Origin of the sequence: Geotalea uraniireducens Rf4 (assembly GCF_000016745.1) — a bacterium.
Taxonomy (GTDB): Bacteria; Desulfobacterota; Desulfuromonadia; order Geobacterales; family Geobacteraceae; genus Geotalea; species Geotalea uraniireducens.
This window is the reverse complement of the sequence record NC_009483.1, coordinates 4,996,644-5,018,084: the sequence shown is the minus strand read 5'-3', so window position 1 is coordinate 5,018,084 and position 21,441 is coordinate 4,996,644. Positions and strand designations below refer to the sequence as shown.

The 21,441-nt window shown below is 57.2% G+C and carries 13 protein-coding genes, 1 tRNA gene and 1 other RNA gene; 7 read left to right on the top strand and 8 right to left on the bottom strand.

Features of this window, described 5'->3' with window-relative positions:
• The first annotated feature begins 379 nt into the window (after positions 1-379).
• The 3 genes from GURA_RS22050 (at position 380) to GURA_RS22040 (ending at position 7,102) form a co-directional block, all read left to right on the top strand.
• A complete protein-coding gene (locus GURA_RS22050) occupies positions 380-1,876 on the top strand; it encodes a B12-binding domain-containing radical SAM protein (protein ID WP_011941108.1) in 1,497 nt (498 codons plus the stop codon).
• Positions 1,877-1,906: 30 nt separating this feature from the next.
• A complete protein-coding gene (locus tag GURA_RS22045) occupies positions 1,907-5,416 on the top strand; it encodes a DUF748 domain-containing protein (protein ID WP_011941107.1) in 3,510 nt (1,169 codons plus the stop codon).
• 321 nt (positions 5,417-5,737) lie between these two features.
• Positions 5,738-7,102: an OmpA family protein gene (locus GURA_RS22040; protein WP_011941106.1), complete on the top strand. Its 1,365-nt coding sequence runs from the start codon at positions 5,738-5,740 to the stop codon at positions 7,100-7,102.
• A 99-nt stretch (positions 7,103-7,201) separates the two neighbouring features.
• Here the strand turns inward: GURA_RS22040 and GURA_RS22035 are convergent, their stop codons facing one another.
• From GURA_RS22035 to GURA_RS22005, 8 genes are all read right to left on the bottom strand, one after another.
• The gene (locus GURA_RS22035; RefSeq protein WP_011941105.1) at positions 7,202-7,789 is read right to left on the bottom strand and encodes a GTP-binding protein; all 588 of its coding nucleotides are present in this window, start codon (positions 7,787-7,789) and stop codon (positions 7,202-7,204) included.
• Between the two features lie 20 nt (positions 7,790-7,809).
• Positions 7,810-8,301, bottom strand: coding sequence for a roadblock/LC7 domain-containing protein (locus GURA_RS22030; protein WP_011941104.1), 492 nt, complete (start codon positions 8,299-8,301; stop codon positions 7,810-7,812).
• Positions 8,302-8,494: 193 nt separating this feature from the next.
• Positions 8,495-12,082 carry a pyruvate:ferredoxin (flavodoxin) oxidoreductase gene (gene nifJ, locus GURA_RS22025; protein WP_011941103.1) on the bottom strand — a complete coding sequence of 1,196 codons (3,588 nt, stop codon included), beginning with the start codon at positions 12,080-12,082 and terminating at the stop codon, positions 8,495-8,497.
• 77 nt (positions 12,083-12,159) lie between these two features.
• On the bottom strand, positions 12,160-12,753 hold the full coding sequence (gene recR, locus GURA_RS22020) for a recombination mediator RecR (RefSeq protein WP_011941102.1): 594 nt from the start codon (positions 12,751-12,753) through the stop codon (positions 12,160-12,162).
• A gap of 177 nt (positions 12,754-12,930) precedes the next feature.
• The gene (locus GURA_RS22015) at positions 12,931-13,245 is read right to left on the bottom strand and encodes a YbaB/EbfC family nucleoid-associated protein (RefSeq protein WP_011941101.1); all 315 of its coding nucleotides are present in this window, start codon (positions 13,243-13,245) and stop codon (positions 12,931-12,933) included.
• A 71-nt stretch (positions 13,246-13,316) separates the two neighbouring features.
• Positions 13,317-15,056, bottom strand: a complete 1,740-nt coding sequence (dnaX, locus tag GURA_RS22010) for a DNA polymerase III subunit gamma/tau (RefSeq protein WP_011941100.1) — start codon at positions 15,054-15,056, stop codon at positions 13,317-13,319.
• Positions 15,057-15,138: 82 nt separating this feature from the next.
• An RNA gene (ffs, locus tag GURA_RS23125) (signal recognition particle sRNA small type) lies at positions 15,139-15,237 on the bottom strand.
• A 54-nt stretch (positions 15,238-15,291) separates the two neighbouring features.
• Positions 15,292-15,382, bottom strand: a tRNA-Ser gene (locus GURA_RS22005).
• 229 nt (positions 15,383-15,611) lie between these two features.
• On the opposite strand from GURA_RS22005, the gene GURA_RS22000 reads away from it, so the two are divergent.
• From GURA_RS22000 to gatB, 4 genes are all read left to right on the top strand, one after another.
• Entirely contained in the window at positions 15,612-17,846 is a 2,235-nt protein-coding gene (locus GURA_RS22000; protein WP_011941099.1) for an ATP-dependent helicase, read from the top strand.
• A gap of 147 nt (positions 17,847-17,993) precedes the next feature.
• On the top strand, positions 17,994-18,281 hold the full coding sequence (gene gatC / locus GURA_RS21995; protein WP_011941098.1) for an Asp-tRNA(Asn)/Glu-tRNA(Gln) amidotransferase subunit GatC: 288 nt from the start codon (positions 17,994-17,996) through the stop codon (positions 18,279-18,281).
• 178 nt (positions 18,282-18,459) lie between these two features.
• Complete coding sequence (gatA, locus tag GURA_RS21990; protein ID WP_011941097.1) at positions 18,460-19,917, top strand: Asp-tRNA(Asn)/Glu-tRNA(Gln) amidotransferase subunit GatA; 1,458 nt, start codon at positions 18,460-18,462, stop codon at positions 19,915-19,917.
• A gap of 38 nt (positions 19,918-19,955) precedes the next feature.
• Positions 19,956-21,407: an Asp-tRNA(Asn)/Glu-tRNA(Gln) amidotransferase subunit GatB gene (gene gatB / locus GURA_RS21985; RefSeq protein ID WP_268741758.1), complete on the top strand. Its 1,452-nt coding sequence runs from the start codon at positions 19,956-19,958 to the stop codon at positions 21,405-21,407.
• Positions 21,408-21,441 lie beyond the last annotated feature (34 nt).

Here is a 21,441-nt window from a genome sequence, read left to right as displayed (position 1 = left end):
GGCTTCACTACAACTATAACAAATTTCAACCGCTGCACAGGTTATATGTCCGGAAATTCGAGCGATCTCCCAGACGCTTTCCTTCCTCTCTCCAAACTCTGTCTCCCTATCCCATGATGATCTTTGCAGCGGTAATCAGCTGAAGTCAGAGCTCGCCCACCTTTTACAAAAAAATTACATCGGTAAAAACCAAACCACATAAATAGCTATACAATTGTATCAGACATTTTCTTGCATATATTCCAATTCCAAATCAAGGCGCTATCTTCGCTGGCTCGTCTTCGGCTCCTCAACGTACTATCTGTACGCCTTCGTCGCCTCACTCCTCGCCGCCTTGATTTCATCCTTGATTTGAAATTGGAACTACAGGATGACTCACATGAAAATTCTCCTCGTGTATCCCCACTATCCGGACACTTTCTGGAGCTTCAGGCATGCCTTGAAATTCATCGACAGGAAGGCGAGCTTTCCCCCCTTGGGGCTTCTCACCGTGGCTGCCATGCTTCCGGTCGAGTGGGAAAAGAGGCTTGTCGACATGAACGTCCGTCCCCTCGCCGATGAGGACCTGGCGTGGGCAGATTACGTTTTCATCAGCGCCATGACCATCCAGAGGAAATCGGCGCAGGAGGTGATCGCCCGTTGCCGGCAACTGGGGGTTAAGACCGTTGCCGGCGGGCCGCTCTTTACCACCTGCCATGAGGATTTTCCCGACGTGGACCACCTTGTGCTGAATGAGGCGGAACTAACCCTCCCTCCGTTTCTGGAGGATCTGCGCAAAGGGGAGGCCCGGCATCTCTATGCCGACGAGCGCCGGGCGAACCTGGTGGAGACTCCCATACCGCTCTGGGGCTTGATTGATGTCAGGAAATACGCGGCCATGAACATCCAGTATTCCCGCGGGTGCCCCTTCGATTGCGAGTTCTGCGACATCACCGGTTTGTTCGGACGAAAGCCGCGCACCAAGCGGCTTTCGCAGCTGATCACCGAGCTGGATAGTCTCCATGCGCTGGGGTGGCACGGGGCGATCTTCATCGTCGACGATAACTTCATCGGTGACCGGGTGAAACTGAAAGAGGAGGTTCTCCCTGCTTTGATCGACTGGATGGAGGAAAAAGGGCGTCCGTTCTACTTTTACACCGAGGCGTCCATCGACCTTGCCGACGACGGTTGTCTCATGGAGTTGATGGTCAGGGCGGGGTTCGAGGAGGTCTTTATCGGCATCGAGACCCCCCACGAGGATGGCCTTGCCGAGAGCGGCAAGGTGCAGAACAGGAACCGTGACATGCTGGCCTCGGTAAAGCGGATGCAGCAAGCCGGCTTGCAGGTGCACGGGGGGTTCATCGTCGGCTTCGACAGCGATCCGCCTGCGATCTTCGACAGGCAGATCTGTTTCATCCAGGAGAGCGGCATCGTCACCGCCATGGTCGGGATGCTTATCGCCTTGCGCGGCACAAGGCTATATCAGCGACTGCACCGGGAGGGGAGACTTCTGGGGGACACCTCCGGCAACAACATGGCCATCGCCCTCAACTTTGTTCCACGAATGGAGCCAACGGTACTGATCGACGGCTATCGGACCATCCTCGACACCATCTACTCTCCCAAAAACTACTACCAGCGGGTGATCAGGCTCCTTCGGGAGTATCGGCCGCTGCATCTGGGGAAATTTCACATCCAGCCGGGGTATGTCGGGGCACTCTGCAAATCGATACTGTTTCTCGGGGTGATCGGCAGGGAGAGGCTTCACTTCTGGAAGCTCTTCTTCTGGGCTCTCGCGAGGCGGCCGCGGCTATTTCCGCTTGCCATAACCTATGCCATATACGGGTTCCATTTCAGGAAGGTTGCCGAGAAGATCAGGGGGAGCGGGACTTTCTGAGGAGATGGGGATGGGAAATAGGGAGAGACTATGAAACGCTGGCAGAAAGCTGCGCTCCTGACGGTCGGTATCGTGCTTCTTCTGGTGTGTTTCGTCGCGTTTGCGCTACCCGGCATCGTCAAAAGCCAGGCGGTGAAGAGGGTGGAGGCGGCGACCGGCAGGAAGCTCGCCATTGGCGGGATTTCCATCAACCCATTTGTCTGGACGGTGGTTGTTCGAGACTTCCGCCTTTCCGAGCGAAGGGGAGGGGAGACCTTTGCCGCATTCAGTAGCGTCCGGATCGCCATAAGTCCCTCATCCATATTCCGGGAGGCGCCGATTATCTCAGAAGCCCGCATAACCTCACCCTATCTCCGCATCGTCAGGACGGGGGCGAACACCTACAGTTTCTCGGACCTCTTGGGAGGTAAAAAGAAGAAAGGGCCGGAAGAGGGGTTGCCCCGCTTTTCCCTCAACAATATCGCGGTAACCAATGGTTCCATCGACTTCATCGACCGTGGGCTTCCCGTCGAGAAACTGCATGCGTTGCGCAAGGTCGAGCTGACCATCCCATTTGTCACTACCATTCCGTATCTTGCCGACCGTTACATCACCCCTCGCTTCAGCGCCGTGGTGAACGGCGCGCCGCTCCATGTGGAGGGAAAGCTCAGGCCATTTCCCAAGGCTGTCGAAGCATCCGCAACCGTCGACCTGAAAGATATCGCCCTTCCCTTTTATCTTGCCTATGTCCCGGGAGAACTTCCGATCCGGGTCGAATCGGGGCGGATGTCGACGAAGCTGTCGGTGAACTACCGGGCGGCGCAGAAGGAAAACCCGGAGTTGGCGTTTAACGGCAACGTGACGCTTGCCGGCATTAAGGTCGCTGACCGGACCGGCGCCCCTTTCCTGTCCCTGGCCAGGCTCGACGCGGGGATAACCCGTGCCCGGCTCCTGACGGGGGAGTACGACATCTCCTCCGTCTCCGCCGACGGATTGGAGGTTTTTCTATCGCGTGACAAAAAGGGGGTCTGGAGCCACAGCCGACTCGTCGGCAAGGCTTCACCTGCCGCTGCCAAGCGCCAGAGGGTGCTCGTCACCGTGGCGGATACGCGGCTCAAAAACGGACGGGTCCACTTTCGCGACAGCCTCCCTTCCGGCGGGTTCACAGCCGACCTGGAGCGAATCGTCTTCGACATGCAGGGGTACTCCACCGCTCCGGGGAAGCGGGCGGACTATTCCCTCTCCTTTGCAACGCCGCGAGGGGAGAGGGGGCGCATGAAGGGGAAGTTCTCCCCCGAGCCGCCGGCAACCTCTTCGTCGGTCGAGTTTACCGGAATGGCGCTTGAGACCTACTACCCATACATCGCCCCGATTCTGCGCGCACCGGTGGAGGGGAGGCTCCAGGTCGCCGCCGACGTGGACTTCGGCGGGCCGGAGGGGTTGAAGCTGGAGAAGGTAGCCCTCCAGGCACAGAAGCTTTCAGCGCCGTTCGGGAAGGGGGAGGGGATGACCCTGGCGTCGCTCTCCCTTGCCGGGGGGAGGTTCAGTCAGCAGGATAACCTGTTGGAAGTGGCAGACGTTACTCTCCGGGATGGCGATCTCCGGTTCTCCCGTGACCAGAAGGGGACGTTCTCACCGAAAACTTTTCTGCGCGACGATGGGGAGGGGACGTCGAGAGGAGAAAAGGGGGCGAAACCGCCACTCTCCTACAGGATCGGACGCGTCTCCGGGGCGGGGATGAACATCGTCTTTACGGATGGGCTTCTGGAGGAGCGTCCGAGTTTCGTCCTCAAAAAGATGGCCTTTACCTTGGATAAGCTCACCGGCCCGACCTTTGGCCCGATCCCCTTCAGGATGTCGGCTGCATATGCGCAGGGAGGCTCGCTCAGGGCTTCCGGCAGCGTCACCCCGATCCCGCTGAAGCTGAGGGGGGAGGTGGCTGTGCAACGGATTCCGCTCACCGACTTCGCCCCCTATCTCCCGGAGAACCTCAACGTGGTCGTGGCGGACGGCAAGGTCGATGCCCGTCTTGCCGTTACTCTTGCTGCCAGGGAAAATAGCCTGACCGGCACGTTCGACGGATCGGTAGGCGTCCGCTCCTTCTACTGCCTCGATGCCGAGGGGGAGGACCTCCTGAAATGGGAGAGTCTCCAACTGGACATGGTGAAGGGAAACCTTGCCCCCTTTGTGCTTGAAATCAGAGATGTGGCCCTCACCAGGTTTTATTCCCGGATCGTCGTTGAAAAGGACGGGACCCTCAACATCCAGCAGCTCTACACGCCGGAACCGGAAGGGAAATCGCAATCTACGCCGGCCTCGTCACTCCATGCAGAAGCGCCGACCGGAGGGAAGGGGCGACTGGTCCGAATCGACACAGTCACCATGCAGGATGGCACCCTTGCCTTTACCGACCGGTACGTGCCGCGCGAGTATTCCACGATCCTCTACAACCTGGGGGGGCGGATAAGCGGACTCTCCTCCGAAGAGAACCGCTTTGCCGACGTGGACCTGCGCGGCAACCTGGAGAACCAGTCCCCACTCAGGATCACCGGGCAAATCAACCCCCTGCGGGACGACCTCTACGCCGACCTCAAGGCGAGCTTCACCGACATCGAACTCTCTCCCATGACCCCCTACTCGGGAACATACCTCGGCTACGCGGTGGACAAGGGTAAACTGTACCTCGACCTCAAATACCGGATCGAGAACAGGAAGCTCGATTCGGAGAACAAGGTCGTCATCGACCAGCTTAACTTCGGCAAGCGCATCGAAAGCGACAAGGCGACCAACCTTCCGGTTCGCCTCGCTGTCGCCCTTCTCAAGGACCGGAAGGGGGAGATCCGCCTCGACCTCCCGGTGTCGGGGCGGACCGACGACCCGCAGTTCAGTGTCTGGCGTGTGGTGCTCCGGATACTGAAGAATCTCCTCGTTAAGGCGGCGACCTCCCCCTTTGCCCTGCTCCAGTCGTTGTTTGGCTGGAAAGAGGACTTGGGCAGCGTCGACTTCGCCCATGGCTCAGCAGAGCTTTCCGCCGGTGAGCAGGAAAAGCTGCTTAAATTGGCTACGGCGCTCAAAGACAGGCCGACGTTGAAGCTCGAAGTTGTTGGATTCGTGGACAGGGACCGTGACGCCGAAGGGTATCGGAATGAGCTTCTCCTGAAAAAGATGCGCGCCGAGAAGTTCATGGACATGGTAAAGGGGAAGAGGAACCAGCCGGGTGATTCCCAGGAGACGATGCAGATCGCCCCCGAGGAGTATGCACAATATCTGAAGGCTGTCTACGCCAAGGAGAAATTTCCCAAGCCGCGGAACATCCTCGGGCTGGTCAAGGAGCTTCCCGACGCCGAGATGAAGAAGCTGATCCTGGCGAACACTGCCGTGGGCGAGCAGCAGCTGCAAAGCCTGGCTGAAGCCAGGGCTGCAGGGGTCAGGGCGTTTCTCGTCGAGAAGGGTGGAGCGGATTCTGTGCGGGTCTTCCAGAAGAGAGGGGACATTTACAAGACGCCGGCGAAGGAGACGGAACGCGGGAGCCGGGTCGAGTTCGGGTTTGCGGCAGACTAGTCATGGACGGTTGTGCAATGAGTCCAACCAGCGGCTCGGGCTGCGGTTAACGATACGTACCCATTGTGCAATCATAATTTAAATATTTGACATCGGTCGTTAGTGGATTAATATTTTTAAATAAAGAAGACGGTAAGTGCATCTGGCATGTTGAAAAAAATGTTTTCATCAGTGTGGTCCGAGTCCGATCTCCGAAGATTGCCGAAACGCGTCTCACGGTTGCCGACAACGCCGAAAGCTGCTCACATTGCATGTGTCAGCCTGAATCTACCCAGGGTGAGGTTTCACGCCCGGGACACTTTATCACTAAGGAGGAGCTCCATGAAAAAGATTTCCTGCTACCTGATGGTTCTGCTGTTCCTTTTCGTTATTGCATCAACAGCCGCTGCTGCCGGTATCCAGCCCGATTCCTTTACCCTTTCCGGCATTGTCGGCGGGTACAGCTTCGACGGCAAACAACACCTGGAGACGAGGCCTGTCGTCGGCATCCGCGGCGGCTACAATTTCACCAAGTATGTCGGTGTCGAGGCGCTGTTCGACTACGTACGAACGGAGGGGACCCGGGCCGGTCTTGGCGATGCCAATGTGTACCGCTATGGCGGTGATGTCCTGCTGCATATCTTGCCCGACAGCGACCTGGTCCCCTATCTGGCGGCAGGTTACGGCGGACTCACCCTTGACCGGGAGAACCAGAAAACAAATAACCATGGTGTCTTCGACTACGGGGTGGGGCTCAAGTACTTCCTGACCGACAACCTGGCACTGCGCGGTGATTTCCGGCACTTGGTCTTCAGGGACAGTGGCGAGACCCTCTACAATTATGAATACACCGCCGGCGTCGCCTATCAGTTCGGAGGGGAAAAGCCGGCTCCCGCGCCCGTGCCGCCGCCCGTCGTAGAACCGGCCCCGGAAGCCCCGCTCGAACCGGTTCCGGCCGCTGAACCTACTCCCGGCCGCTACAAATACTGCATCACGCTCCATATCGAGTTCGACATCGACAAGGCCGACATCCGGCCGGAATACCATGACGAGGTGGCAAAGGTCGGTGATTTCATGAAGAAATACCCGACAACCACCACCGTCATCGAAGGGCACACCGACAACGTCGGCACCGCCGAGTACAACATGGGACTCTCCCAGCGCCGCGCCGAGAGCGTTGTGAACTACCTGGTGGAAAAATTCGGCATTGAGAACTCCCGCCTCTCCGCCAAAGGATATGGCCTCACACGTCCCGTCGCCGACAACTCCACCAACGAGGGTAAGCAGTTGAACCGCCGCATCGAGGCCATTATCGACTGCGCCTTCGACGTCAAGGAGATCCAGCCTCCCGAACGGCTCTGCATGTTGCTGCAGGTGGAATTCGACACCGGTAAGGCCGATATCAAGCCCCAGTACCGTGAGGAAATCGCCAAGGTCGGCGATTACATGAAGAAATACCCGACGACCACCGCCGCTATCGAGGGGCACACCGACAACGTCGGCGGCTCTGAGTACAACATGAAACTCTCCCAGGAGCGCGCTGAAAACGTGGTGAACTACCTGGTGGAAAACTTCGGAATCGAACGCTCCCGTCTCTCTGCCAAGGGGTACGGCTTCACCCGCCGCATCGCCTATAACAACACAGCGGAGGGGAGGCAGAAAAACAGAAGGATTAATGCGGTCATCGACTGCGTTATCAAGAAGTAAATAGAACGGATCAGACACAAAAGCCCATGAGAAGCAATCTCATGGGCTTTTGTCGTTAATTTGTGAGTCAGCAGCTCTGGCGGCTGAACTGGAGAGGTTTTACTTTCCTTTTTTCAGATCGATCAGTATCAGTTTGGCGACCGCCTTTAAAGTTTCAAATACGCCTTCGCCGGTGGTGGCGCAGGCCTCAAAATCAGGAATGTTGGCAGGATTCAGCTCTTTGCGCAATTCATCAACGCTGACAACGTTAGGGAGGTCACGTTTGTTGTACTGGATCACGTAGGGGATTTTATCCAGATCGTATCCCTGCTCGGTAAGATTTATGCGGAGGTTTTCAATTGACTCCATATTGGCGTCCATCCGCTCTTCCTGTGAATCGGCAACGAAAACCACGCCATCAACCCCTTTAAGGATGAGCTTTCTGGAGGCGTCATAAAATACCTGGCCCGGCACGGTGTAAAGATGGAAGCGGGTTTTGAATCCCCTGATCTCACCGAGAGCCAGCGGCAGAAAATCGAAAAAAAGAGTTCGTTCCGTTTCCGTGGCAAGACTGATCATTTTGCCTTTTGCTTCGGGAGCGGTCTTCTGGTAGACGAACTGGAGATTAGTTGTTTTGCCGCAGAGGCCGGGACCGTAATAAACGATTTTGCAGTTTATCTCACGGGAGGCGTAGTTGATGAAGGACATCTGACTTTACCCCAAATTAATTAACTGAACAGGTTATCGATATCATCGTCGGTTATTTCGGCAAAGGGAAAATCCGTGTCACCGCTTTTTTCCTTTTCCTCTGCTTTCTGCATGAGTCTTGAGAAGATGGTGGTTAACTCTTCGGATGCTTTCTTGACGCGAAGCCGTACCAGCCCGAGCGAGGAACGACTGTCGAACAGGACGACAAGGATGACTCTGCCGCCGACGATGGATATATGCAGATTATCTTTTTCACCTTCATGAAAAAGGATCGAAAACTCTTTTTCGCCGATGAGTTTTGCCAGGCCGCCTGTAGCTGCAATATTACCGGCAGTCAGCGATGCCAACGAGGTGGTGTCGAAGCGTTCGGTTTCACCCACGCCGGTAATCAACTGGCCGTTTTTATCTACCAGGAAAATTACCTTGCTGTTGGCTTCCCTTAAAAGCTTTTCAATAACAGCATTAATCTGTTTGAATTCCTCATCGTACATAACCATCTGAGGATTCGACATGTAGCACCCCTTGTGCTGTACAAAAATTTTATTACAGCGCATTGTATATAACAGAATTGACTGATACTTTCAAGGCTTTTAAAGGAGAGGGAGAGGGCCGCCTTGATTTCATCCATGATTTGAAATTGGGATTACAGGTGCAAAAAAAGCCCCGGCATGGTTGCCGGGGCTTTTTTTGCTTGCGAACGAATCGCTATTTTTTCTCCGGGCTGCTATCGTAGGACATGGCGGCCATTTTCTCATAAAGTTCAAACCTGCGGCTGGTCCAGCTGGTTGCCTGCTCCATCAGGGCAGCAGCAGCTTCAGGGTTGTTTTTCTTCAGAACGCGGTAACGGTTTTCACCGTAGGCGTACTCCTCGAATGACATGGTCGGCGCTTTACTGTCGAGCTGGAGCGGGTTCTTGCCCTGGGCGGCCAGTTCGGGATTGTAGCGCATAAGCGGCCAGTGACCGCAGGCAACGGCTCTCTTGTTTTCATCAACCGCTGTGGCCATGTTGATGCCGTGGGCGATGCAGTGGGCATAGGCGATGATGAGGGACGGGCCGTTGAATGCCTCGGCTTCGGTGAAGGCCTTGACTACCTGGGCAGGGTTGCTCAGGGCAACCTTTGCCACGTACACATTGCCGTAAGCCATGGCGATCATCCCCAGGTCTTTCTTCGGCATTGCCTTGCCTCCGGCGGCGAACTGGGCAACGGCGCCGAGCGGTGTGGATTTGGATGCCTGGCCGCCGGTGTTGGAATAAACTTCCGTATCGAGCACCAGCAGGTTGACGTTCTTGCCGGAAGCAATAACGTGGTCGAGACCGCCGTAGCCGATGTCATAAGCCCAACCGTCACCACCGACGATCCAGACCGATTTTTTGACCAGGTAATCCGCTAGGGAGATAAGTCGTTTTGCGGCGGGTTCAGTGCATGCGGCCAGCCCCTTTTTCAGGCTCTCGATGCGGGTACGCTGGGCTTCGATCCCTTCCTGGGTCGACTGGTCTGCACTTTTTATTTCGCCCATCAGTCCGGCCATGGATGTGCAGGCCGTGCAGCCGCAATCCATGAGTTCCACCAGCAGTTCACCGGCAGCTTCTGTAAATTTGTCGACCGTCAGCCTCATGCCGAAGCCGAATTCCGCGTTATCCTCGAACAGCGAGTTGGACCAGGCCGGACCGCGGCCATCGGCACGCTTTGCCCAGGGGGTGGTCGGCAGGTTGCCGCCGTAGATGGAGGTACAGCCGGTGGCATTGGCGATCAGCGCCCTGTCGCCGAAGAGCTGGGACAGAAGCTTGAGATAAGGAGTTTCACCGCATCCCGCACAGGCTCCCGAGTATTCGAACAATGGTCTGATCAGCTGGCTACCCTTGAGGGTTTCCTTCTTGACCAGCTTCGGATCGGTTTCAGGCAAGGAAAGGAAGAAGTCGTAGTTCGCCGCCTCAGTTTCGCGCAGCGGTGGCTGGAACTGCATGTTGATTGCCTTGTGTTTCGGGTCATCCTTGCTCTTGGCCGGGCAGTTATGGACGCAGGCAGCGCAGCCGGTGCAGTCTTCAGGGGCAACCTGAAGGGTGAATTTATTGCCGCTGAAGTCCGCACCCTTTGCATCGACCGATTTAAAGGTCTTCGGTGCCTTGGCGAGCAGGGATGGGTCGTAAGCTTTCATCCGGATGGTTGCATGGGGGCAGACGAAGGAGCAGATGCCGCATTGGATGCAAAGCGCTTCGTCCCATACCGGAATTTCCACGGCAATATTTCGCTTTTCATACTGGGAAGTGGCGGTGGGGAAGGTGCCGTCTGCAGGCATGGCCGAAACGGGCACGTCGTCGCCGCGGCCGGCAATGATTTCGGCCGTCACATCCTGAACGAATGCAGGCGCGTGACTTCCGACGACCGGCGGCATTTTGAGTTTGCTGTCGGCTTTCGCAGGAACCGCAACTTCGAAAATATTTTCCAGGGCCGCGTCAACGGCCTTGTTGTTCATCTCGACAACCTTTTCACCGGCTTTGCCGTAGCTCTTCTTGATGGCGTCCTTGATGGCGCCGAGGGCGATTTCAAGCGGGATGATGGAAGATATCCTGAAAAAGGCGGTTTGCATGATTACGTTGATGCGCGCGCCGAGGCCCAGCTCTTCACCCAGCTTGATGGCGTTGATGACATAGAACTTAAGTTTTTTAGCGATTATCTGCTGCTGCACTTCAATCGGCATCCGGTCCCAAACCTCGTCTTTGTCGAACGGGGAGCAGAGGAGGAATGTCGCGCCTTCCTTGGCCTTTGACAGCATGTCGTATTTTTCCAGGAAGGTGAAGTTGTGACAGGCGATAAAGTCGGCACGGTCAATGAGGTACGGCGAGCGGATGATGTTTTTGCCGAACCGGAGATGGGAAGTCGTGACGCTGCCGGCTTTTTTGGAGTCGTAAACGAAGTAAGCCTGAACATTGTTATCCGTTTTCTCACCGATGATCTTGATGGAGTTTTTATTGGCGCCGACTGTGCCGTCAGAGCCAAGGCCGTAGAACATGGCGGAATAGGTGCCGGCAGCCGTGTTGGCGAAAGCGGCATCGAAATCAAGGCTCGTGTTGCAGACATCTTCCTTGATGCCGACCACGAAATGGTTTTTCGGCTGGTCGTCTTTCAGGTTGTCAAATACGGACTTCGCCATTGCCGGGGTGAATTCCTTGGAGCCAAGGCCGTAGCGGCCGCCGACTATGGCCGGATAGTGGCTGAAGGCGGTCTTCTTTTCTGCCATTGCTTCGCCGATGGCGGTCCGTACATCGAGATAGAGGGGCTCGCCAAGCGAACCGGGTTCCTTGGTGCGATCGAGAACGGCGATTTTTTTCACGGTTGCCGGCAGGGCAGCAACAAGGGCGTCAACCGGGAACGGCCGATAGAGGCGAATCTTGATCAGACCGACCTTTTCGCCTTTTGCGCTCAGGGTTTCGACGGTTTCATGGATTGTGTCCGCAGCGGAACCCATGACGACGATTACCCGCTCCGCATCGGCAGCGCCGACATAGTCAACCAGCTTGTACTGCCGGCCGGTCAGTTTCGAAAATTTGTCCATTTCTTCCTGAACGATGCCGACAGTTGGCGGATAGTATTTGTTGACCGACTCGCGACCCTGGAAGTAGACGTCGGGGTTCTGCGCAGTGCCGCGCATGACCGGGTTGTCAGGGGACAATGCCCGCTTGCGGTGAGCCAGCACCAGGTCATCGTTGATCATTGCCCGCATGTCGTCGAAGGTAAGTTCTTCAACCTTCTGTACTTCATGGGAGGTTCTGAAGCCGTCGAAGAAATGGATGAACGGTATCCGTGCGCGAAGCGTTGCGGCCTGGGAGATCAGGGCGAAGTCCATTACTTCCTGAACGTTGTTTGAACAGAGCATGGCCCAGCCCGTCGAGCGGCAGGCCATTACGTCTGAATGGTCGCCGAAGATGGAAAGCGCCTGGGCAGCGATGGCGCGGGCGGAAACATGAAAAACAGTGGAAGTCAGCTCGCCGGCGATCTTGAACATGTTGGGGATCATCAGCAGCAGACCCTGGCTGGCGGTGAAGGTGGTGGTCATAGCCCCTGCCTGCAGGGCGCCGTGAACAGCACCGGATGCACCCCCTTCCGACTGCATTTCAGCAACAAGCGGCACAGTTCCCCAGATGTTCTTCTCCCCCTTGGCGCTCTTCTCGTCGGAGATCTCGCCCATAACCGAAGACGGCGTAATGGGATAAATGGCGATTACCTCGTTGGTTGCGTGCGCTACGTGGGCTGCTGCGGTGTTGCCGTCGATCGTAACCATTCTGCGACTCATACATTTCCTCCTGTAGGTTATTTTGCTTATACTAATGTGATGCTTAATAGTACCTGAGAGCCCTTAATCTAGTATTGCTACAATTCAGAGCGCCCTTCGACAGCCCGCTGCACTGTGGCGGCGTCGACGTATTCCAGGTCGCTGCCTATGGGAATGCCATGGGCAAGTCTAGTGACTTTGATGGACAATGGTTTTATGAGCCTGGTCAGGTAGAGTGCCGTTGCCTCACCTTCGACGGTAAAATTGGTGGCAAGGAGCACTTCCTTGACGGAACCATTTTCCAGGCGCTGAAGCAGTTCGGCTATTCTCAGCTGTCCGGGCGTTACGCCGTTAAGGGGTGACAACGCTCCGTGCAGCACGTGATAACGGCCCTTGAATGCCTGGCTGCGTTCCATGGCCAGAATGTCCTGCGGTTCTTCCACCACACAGATCGAAGCATCATCCCTGGGTGTAGTGCAGAGATGACAGGGATCGCTTTCAGTAATGCCGAAGCAGGTGGAACAAAAGCGTACCCCGTCTCTGACTTCCAAGAGACTTTTGGCCAGAGCGGATAAGTTTTCCGGTGACTTGAGGAGATGAAAGGCGAGCCTTAAGGCGGTTTTGTCTCCAACACTGGGCAGTTTCTTCAGTTCCCCGAGCAGCTTCGTCAATGACCTTGAAATATGTAGCATATTTTCGCCTAATGTAAAACAACTTTTTATTGTAGTATAAGTAAAAATATTTAGTATAAATAAAACAAGTACCAACTGGTTGATATGCCGGGGGTTTGTGGGGAGGGAGGCCCGTTTTCAATAATCGTATAAATGAATATATGCGCTGGAAAACGGGCCTGATTCGGGAAAAAACAACTAAAAGAGGCCGGGGATGTTGATGCCGCCGGTTATCTTGTTCATCTGTTCGGCCATTTCAGTTTGAACCTTGGCCAGTGCCTCGTTAACCGCTGCCACGACAAGGTCTTGCAGCATTTCAACATCTTCCGGATCAACCGCCTCTTTCTTGATGGTGAGGGAAATAAGCTGATTCTTGCCGTTTACCACGGCGGTAACCGCACCACCGCCGGATGTGGCTTCCACGGTTTTCTGTGCGGCTTCCTCCTGCAATTTACCCATTTTCTGCTGCATCATCTGAGCTTGCTTCATGATCGACGCTAAACCTTTTGACATCTTTTCCTCCGGAGACCTTCGTAGTTTTATTTACAATAAACAGCTTTTGCTGAAACTAAAACACGGTTATGCTACCGCTTGTCGTCTATCTTCACGACTTCGCCCATCACGCCGCCGAAGACCTCCAGGGCCGCGTTGACCAGCGGGTGTTCCATGGCTTTTTGTCTCAGCTGTTGCTTGCGATTGGTTTCTTCAAGACTTTTTTTTTCCAGGAGACTCTGTGGAACGTCGCCGCCCCCCTCCGTCAGGGATTTGAAACGTATACCGGGTTCGCGTCGAAAAAACTGCTGCGCCAAACCTTTTAACTCTGCCAGGGAGTCCGGGTCCTGCATTTTGCTGAGCTGGAAAGAGCCCGCCGGATACCCGATTTCCAGGAGTTCCGCTGAAACGGCGAGCGGCCGGCCGTACTCGAGAAAAGAAGCGAGAAAGGGCTTTTTCCCTCTGACAAAAGCGACAAAACCGGACCACGCATCTCCCGTTGCGGGAGGGGGGGCATTGTCACGGTGAGTATCGCCTGCCGCAGCGGCTTGCTGGGGCGGTGATGGTTGGCGGCTCTCGTTCTGTGCCGGTGGAGATACGGTACTTTTATCCGTTTGGTGGGCTGTGCTTTCCGGGCGGGGAGCAGACTTTTCCCATGTCGGCGTCGGAGATGCAACCGTCGACGCAGAGGTCCTTCCTTCGAGGGCTTTGAGTCGATCCAGCAGCTCATTGATCGGGATGAGGGGGCTCAATGAGGCCATCTTCAAGAGCGCCATTTCCAGAACAAGGCGGGGAAAGGTGGAGTGGGCCATTTCGCCTTCCGCCTTGAGCAGTATCGACAGATGCCGTTGCAGGTCGGCAGGGGGGGTGGCCGAGGCCTGGGTTTTCAATTCGGCGATTTCCCCCTCGGACAGGTCAAGGATGTCGGCGGCATCGACAACAGTGCGCAGGATGGTGATGTTCCTGAAATGATCGATCAACTCCTGACAGAATTGACGCATGTTGTAGCCGAAGGAATCGACCCGCTTGACGATCTCCAGCGCTGCACGGCTGTCCCTGGCGAAGATCGACTGCGATGCTTCCAGCAGGAGTCGCCGGTCGACTACACCCAGAAGCCCGGCAACATCCTCATCCGTAACTGTCTGCCCGCAAAAGGCCAGCACCTGGTCCAGTGTGGAAAGCGAGTCGCGCATGCTCCCGTCACCCTTGCGGGCGACGACGGCGAGGGCCTTGTCGCTGACGGACACCTGCTCCTGATCGACGATGTAACGCAGCCGGTCAACGATCTTTTGCAGGGCGATCCGCTTGAAATCAAAGCGCTGGCAGCGGGAGAGGATGGTGATCGGAACCTTGTGCGGCTCGGTAGTGGCGAAGATGAACTTTACGTGCGCAGGGGGTTCTTCCAGGGTCTTCAGCAGCGCGTTGAACGCGTTGTTGGTAAGCATGTGGACTTCGTCGATGATGAATATCTTGTAGCGGCTGCGGGAAGGAAGGTATTTGACGTTGTCGCGCAGTTCCCGGATGTCGTCCACACCGGTGTTGGAGGCGCCATCGATTTCAAAGACATCCACCGAATTGCCGTCGGTGATCTCCGTGCAGGAGGGACAGGTGTTGCACGGTTCGGTGGTGAGCCCCTGCTCGCAGTTCAGCGCCTTTGCCAGGATGCGGGCCGAACTGGTCTTCCCCACGCCACGGGCGCCGGTGAAGAGGAAGGCGTGAGCAACCCTGCCGGTATCGATGGCATTTTGCAGGGTGCGGCTGACGTGCTCCTGGCCGATCAGGTCGCTGAAGGTCTGAGGCCGCCATTTTCTAGCCAACACGAGATATGACAAAGGATTATAACCTCATAACGGCGTACACTGTTAACAGGTTTGAAGGGGGGCAAAAAAAATCGGGGAAATTGCGGACACAACTGATAGCTGGGCGATCCCGCGGCACACGGTGTGAGTTACTGCCGCTGCTTCCTTCCGGACCTGACGGAGTTCGTAACCTTCCGTTGCGTGGGGCCCAGCTATCAGTTGTGCCCGCAAAGGGCAATTAGTGGATACGCCATACAGTCTTTAAGTATGGCGGAGAGAGAGGGATTCGAACCCTCGGTACGCTATTAACGTACACACGCTTTCCAGGCGTGCTCCTTCAACCGCTCGGACATCTCTCCGCAGGAAAGGGAAATAATAGTATAGCGACCGGAATTTGTAAAGGGTTTTTCTCATGCAGGCGGGACACCGCGTACCGCCAACAGCAGGGGAGTTGCCGCGAAAGCATCAGGACAATCAAGAAATGGAGCCCATGGAGAGTCGGTGGCGGAAGATTTGCGCTTGATTTAAGCCGGTAAAAAATTTAGGATTCCCAAGGATTATAACTGATGTCGGTCAAGAGGGAGATACATGAAGCTGCTCCACAATCTCAATCCGCCCCAGAAGGAAGCGGTCCTCCATGGGGAAGGGCCGCTGCTGATACTGGCCGGTGCCGGTTCAGGCAAGACGCGGGTGATTGTCCACCGCATTGCATATCTGATCAAGGAGCGGAGCGTGCCCCCCTGGCAGATACTGGCCGTCACCTTCACCAACAAGGCGGCGGGGGAAATGCGCGAGCGGGTGGAGAAGCTCCTTGGCGGCGGAGAGCTGCCTCTCATCTCCACCTTCCATTCCGCCTGTGCCCGCATTCTGCGCCGCGAGATCCATCACCTGGGCTATGATGCCAATTTTGCCATTTACGATGACAAGGATGCGGAAAAGCTCCTCAAGGAGATCGTTGCCGAGCTCAACCTGGATGAGAAGCGTTATCCCGTCAAGTCATTCATTGCCGCCATCGACGAGTGCAAGAACGCCGGCAAGACCCCGGAGGATGTGCCGGTTGGCGATTTCATGGCGGAAAAGGTGGCACAGGTCTATGCCGCCTACCAGGAGCGGTTGAGAAAGTGCAATGCCCTTGACTTTGGCGATCTGGTCCTGCTCACGGTCCGGTTGTTCGAACAGTTCCCGGAGGTGCTGGTCCGTTACCAGGAGCGCTACCGCTGGATACAGGTGGACGAATACCAGGATACCAACCCGGTGCAGTACCGGCTGGTAAAGCTTTTGGCCGGCAAGAGGCAGAACCTCTGCGTGGTCGGGGATGATGACCAGTCCATTTACCGTTGGCGCGGCGCAGATATCCGCAACATACTCGATTTCGAAGAGGATTTTCCCGGGGTGAAGGTGGTGAAACTGGAGCAGAACTACCGCTCCACCCAGAACATCCTCGCTGCTGCCGGGGCCGTGGTCGCGAAGAACCGCGGGCGGAAGGGGAAAACGCTCTGGACCGAGAACCCGCCGGGGGAGAGAATAGTCTACCGGCGGCTGGCGGACGAGCGGGAGGAGGCGCGCTACGTCTGCCGGCAGATAGAGCAGCATGTGCGCAAAGGGGGCGACCTTGCCGGCGTGGCCGTTTTCTACCGGGCCAACGCCCAGTCGCGGGTGGTGGAAGACGCCATGGTTGCGGACGGGATTCCCTATCACATGGTCGGCGGCATGCGCTTCTATGCGCGGCAGGAGATCAAGGATATCCTCGCCTACCTGAAGGTGCTGATCAATCCGGCCGATGAGATCGCCCTGAAGCGGATCATCAACACCCCGGCGCGAGGCATCGGCCATGCCACGGTGGATAAGATTTCCGAGCTGGCGCAGCGGCGGGGGATTCTCTTCTACGACGCCTTGCGCGAGGCGGCGGAGAGCGGTCTTCTGGGATCGGGGCCGCGGGGAAAGATCGCCGGGTTCGTCGCACTACTGGAAGGCTTTGAAAGCATGGTGGAGACGTCGTCGTTGAAGGATCTCGCTTCCCGGGTCATCCTGGAAACCGGCTATGCGGTAAAGCTTCAGGAGGAACGGAGCGAGGAGGCGCAGGACCGGTTGGCCAACCTCCAGGAATTGCTCTCCGCATTGGAAGAATTCGAGCGGGTCAGCGCGGAGCGAACCCTGGCGGCGTTTCTCGAACAGGTGGCGCTCATCTCCGACCTGGAGCAGGAGGGAAAGGGGCGGGAATCTGCAACCCTGATGACCCTCCATGCGGCCAAGGGGCTGGAATTTCCACTTGTGTTCATGATCGGCATGGAAGAGCGGCTCTTTCCCCATGCCCGCTCCCTGGAAGACCCGGAGCAGATGGAGGAGGAGCGCCGCCTCTGCTACGTGGGGATGACCCGGGCGCAGGAGCGACTCTACCTGACCAATGCCCGCCGTCGCCGCATCTTCGGCCAGGAGCAGTATAACCCTCCCTGCCGCTTCCTGGCTGACATCCCCCATGCGCTGCTGGATATGGAGGATGAAGGATATCAGAGCGGATTCGGTTTTGACAAAGGCAGGGGCGAGGAACCAGGAGCGAGGGCTGAGGAAAAACCTGCAAGGCACAACCTGGCCGCGGTGTTCGAGATGGAACTGGAGCCGGAGTTTGCCGACGAGGTGCGGGTGGTGCCGGATGAAGCGGAGGGTGAAATCTACCCGGGGATGAAGGTGCGCCACGGCAAGTTCGGCGTCGGCACCATCCGCAAGATCGAGGGGAGCGGCAACGAGCAGAAGGTCATCGTCTGGTTCAACACGGTCGGACCGAAGAAACTCCTGGTGCGGTTCGCCGGCCTTGAGAGGGTATAACCGCCGTTCTACGTTTAATGTTCCAAGTTCTACGTAAAAGCACGGATAACATCCTGGAACGTATGGCCTTGAACCGGCTTGTCTTTTTCCCCGGTTCATGTTAAAAATACCTGCTTTTTAAGACATTACCCCGCTTTTGGAGAATTCATGAAGATAACGAAAGCCGAAGTCGAACATGTGGCGCTCCTGGCCCGCCTGGAGCTGACAGAGCAGGAAGCGGAGACCTTCACCGGCCAGATGGATGCGATCCTCGCCTATGTGGACAAACTTAACGAGTTGGATACCGACGGCATCGTTCCCACCGCCCATGCCGTTCCTATGGAAAACGCCTTCCGTGCCGATGAGGTTACTCCCTCCATTGGCATCGAAAATGCCCTCGGCAACGCGCCGAAACGGGCGGAAAGCTTTTTCCGCGTACCGAAGGTAATCGAATAACAGAAAATCTTTGAACCGCAAAGGACCCAAAGGGCCTAAAGACCCAAAGGAAGGGCCTAAAACGCGAAGGGCGCAAAGAATTCAAAAAACTTGTTTTTCTTCCTTTTCCTTCTTTGCTTGATCTTGGCGTACTTTGCGGTTCAGGTATTTATTTCTTGGAATCAATTCTGGAGTATATATGGAACTGTTTGAACTGACCATCCACGAGCTGCATGACAAACTGAAGAAGAAGGAAGTCTCCTCCGTTGAGGCGACCAGGGCGCTGCTTGCACGTATCGATGCGGTGGAGCCCCGGGTTAACGCCTTCATTACCGTCACCCCTGAGGAGGCGCTGAAAAATGCCGAGGCGGCGGACCGGCGGATCGCCGCAGGCGACATGCAGCTCCTGACCGGCATCCCCATCGCCCTCAAGGACATCTTCCTCACCAAAGGGGTGCGCACCACCTGTGCTTCGCGCATCCTCGACAATTTCATCCCGCCATACGACGCAACCAGCGTCGCCAGGCTGAAGGCGCAGGGGATGGTGCTGGTGGGCAAGCTGAACCAGGACGAGTTTGCCATGGGCTCCTCCACCGAGTCGAGCTATTACGGCAAGACCCACAACCCCTGGAACCTGGAGTGCATTCCCGGCGGCTCCTCGGGCGGATCGGCCGCGGCGATCGCCGCCCGGCAGGCCATTGCAACGCTGGGCACCGACACCGGCGGCTCCATCCGCCAGCCCGCATCCCACTGCGGCTGCGTCGGGCTGAAGCCGACCTACGGCAGGGTCTCCCGCTACGGCGTCATCGCCTATGCATCTTCCCTCGACCAGGTGGGGCCGGTGACCCGCGATGTGACCGACTGCGCCATCATGCTCGGGGCCGTGGCCGGTTTTGATCCCAAGGACTCCACCAGCGTCGACCTGCCGGTGCCGGACTACTCAAAGGCGCTCTCCAACGACGTGAAGGGGCTGAAAATCGGCCTCCCCAAGGAGTATTTCATCGCCGGGCTCGATCCGGACGTGCAAAAGACCATGGATGCAGCCATCGAAACCTACAAGGGGCTGGGCGCGCAGTTTGTGGAAATCTCCCTACCCCATACCGACTATGCCGTCGCCACCTACTACCTGATCGCCACCGCCGAGGCCAGCTCCAACCTGGCCCGCTACGACGGGGTCCGCTTCGGCCACCGCAGCAGCGAGGCGCAGGGACTTATCGACATGTACAGGAAGAGCCGCTCCGAGGGGTTCGGCGAGGAGGTGAAGCGAAGGATCATGCTCGGCACCTACGCCCTCTCGTCCGGCTACTACGACGCCTATTACCTGAAGGCGCAGAAGGTGCGCACCCTGATCATGCAGGATTTCAGCAGGGCCTTCGAAGAGGTGGACGTGATCCTCACGCCGGTCGCGCCGACCCCGGCCTTCAGGATCGGCGAAAAGAGCGCGGACCCCTTGCAGATGTACCTCTCCGACATCTTCACCATCCCGGTCAACCTGGCTGGGACTTGCGGCATGTCCATACCGGCCGGCTTCAGCAAGGACGGCCTTCCCGTCGGCCTACAGCTCGTAGGGAGGCCCTTCGGCGAGGAGTGCATCCTCCGTGCAGCCTATGCCTTTGAGCAGAACACGGATTGGCACGAGCGGAAGGCATCGCTGTAAGACATGGAGGGGGGTGCAGCCGCGCCCTTACAAACGTTATCGGAGAATCTATGAAATATCAGGTTGTCATCGGGCTGGAGGTCCACGTCCAGCTCCTCACCAACAGCAAGATTTTTTGCGGCTGCTCGACCCGCTTCGGCGCAGAGCCTAACTCCCAGACCTGCCCGGTCTGCCTGGGGATGCCGGGGGCGCTGCCGGTCCTCAACAAGAAGGTGGTGGAGTATGCCATCAGGGCGGGTCTTGCCACCAACTGCCGGATAGCGCCGCGGAGCGTCTTCGCCCGGAAGAACTACTTCTACCCCGACCTCCCCAAGGGATACCAGATCAGCCAGTTCGAGCTTCCCATCTGCATTGACGGCCATCTGGATATCGAGGTGGAAGGGGGGATGAAAAGGATCGGCATCACCCGCATCCACATGGAGGAAGACGCGGGGAAGCTGGTGCACGCCGACGTCCCCGGCGTCGGCGACGATTCCTGCGTCGACCTGAACCGGGCCTGCACGCCGCTTCTGGAGATCGTCTCCGAGCCTGACATGCGCTCCGCTGACGAAGCGGTGGCCTACCTGAAGAAGCTGCACCAGATCGTCGTTTATCTCGGGATCAGCGACGGCAACATGGAGGAGGGGAGCTTCCGCTGCGATGCCAACGTTTCGGTGATGCCGGCAGGCTCCGACAAGTTCGGCACCCGCACTGAAACCAAGAACGTCAACTCCTTCAAGTTCGTCAAGCAGGCGATCGAATACGAGATCGAGCGGCAGATCGAGGTGATCGAGGAGGGGGGAAAGATCGTCCAGGAGACCCGCCTCTTCGATCCGAACACAGGGTCTACCCGCTCCATGCGGGGCAAGGAAGAAGCCCACGACTACCGCTACTTCCCCGATCCGGACCTGGTGCCGCTGGTCATCGGCAACGACTGGGTGGAGGATGCGCGGCTCTCCCTCCCCGAGCTCCCCGATGCCAAGCGGCAGCGCTACACGGACGAACTGGGACTTCCTGTCTACGATGCCGAGGTGCTGACCGCGACCCGTGAGCTGGCCGGCTACTTCGAGGCCTGCCTGGCCCTCTCTCCCCAGCCGAAGCCCGTTGCCAACTGGGTGATGGGGGAGGTGACCCGGGCGCTCAACGAAGAGAACAGATCCATAGCCGACTGTCCGGTGACGCCGCCGCTTTTGGCCGATCTTCTCCGGCTGATCGAGAAGGGGACCATCTCCGGCAAGATCGCCAAGACCGTCTTCGACGAGATGTGGCGAAGCGGCAAGGCTCCGGAAAAGATTGTAGAAGAAAAGGGGCTGGTGCAGGTCTCCGACACGGGCGCGATAGAGGCGATCATCGACGAGGTGTTGGCAAAGGAGGCGGGGCAGGTGGAGGAATACCGGAGCGGCAAGGACAAGCTCTTCGGCTTCTTCGTCGGCCAGGTGATGCGGGCCTCCAAGGGGAAGGCGAACCCGGCGCTGGTGAACGAGATATTGCTGAAGAAACTCAACGGCTAAACAGGAAAACCTGCCACAGAGACACGGAGAAAAA

What these genes read in the sequence shown, in the direction of transcription:
- GURA_RS22050 (WP_011941108.1), top strand. Translation starts at nt 380, where the DNA reads ATGAAAATTCTCCTCGTGTATCCCCACTATCCGGACACTTTCTGGAGC.
- gatA (WP_011941097.1), top strand. Translation starts at nt 18,460, where the DNA reads ATGGAACTGTTTGAACTGACCATCCACGAGCTGCATGACAAACTGAAG.
- GURA_RS22040 (WP_011941106.1), top strand. Translation starts at nt 5,738, where the DNA reads ATGAAAAAGATTTCCTGCTACCTGATGGTTCTGCTGTTCCTTTTCGTT.
- nifJ (WP_011941103.1), bottom strand. Translation starts at nt 12,082, where the DNA reads ATGAGTCGCAGAATGGTTACGATCGACGGCAACACCGCAGCAGCCCAC.
- GURA_RS22000 (WP_011941099.1), top strand. Translation starts at nt 15,612, where the DNA reads ATGAAGCTGCTCCACAATCTCAATCCGCCCCAGAAGGAAGCGGTCCTC.
- gatC (WP_011941098.1), top strand. Translation starts at nt 17,994, where the DNA reads ATGAAGATAACGAAAGCCGAAGTCGAACATGTGGCGCTCCTGGCCCGC.
- recR (WP_011941102.1), bottom strand. Translation starts at nt 12,753, where the DNA reads ATGCTACATATTTCAAGGTCATTGACGAAGCTGCTCGGGGAACTGAAG.
- GURA_RS22015 (WP_011941101.1), bottom strand. Translation starts at nt 13,245, where the DNA reads ATGTCAAAAGGTTTAGCGTCGATCATGAAGCAAGCTCAGATGATGCAG.
- GURA_RS22035 (WP_011941105.1), bottom strand. Translation starts at nt 7,789, where the DNA reads ATGTCCTTCATCAACTACGCCTCCCGTGAGATAAACTGCAAAATCGTT.
- GURA_RS22030 (WP_011941104.1), bottom strand. Translation starts at nt 8,301, where the DNA reads ATGTCGAATCCTCAGATGGTTATGTACGATGAGGAATTCAAACAGATT.
- GURA_RS22045 (WP_011941107.1), top strand. Translation starts at nt 1,907, where the DNA reads ATGAAACGCTGGCAGAAAGCTGCGCTCCTGACGGTCGGTATCGTGCTT.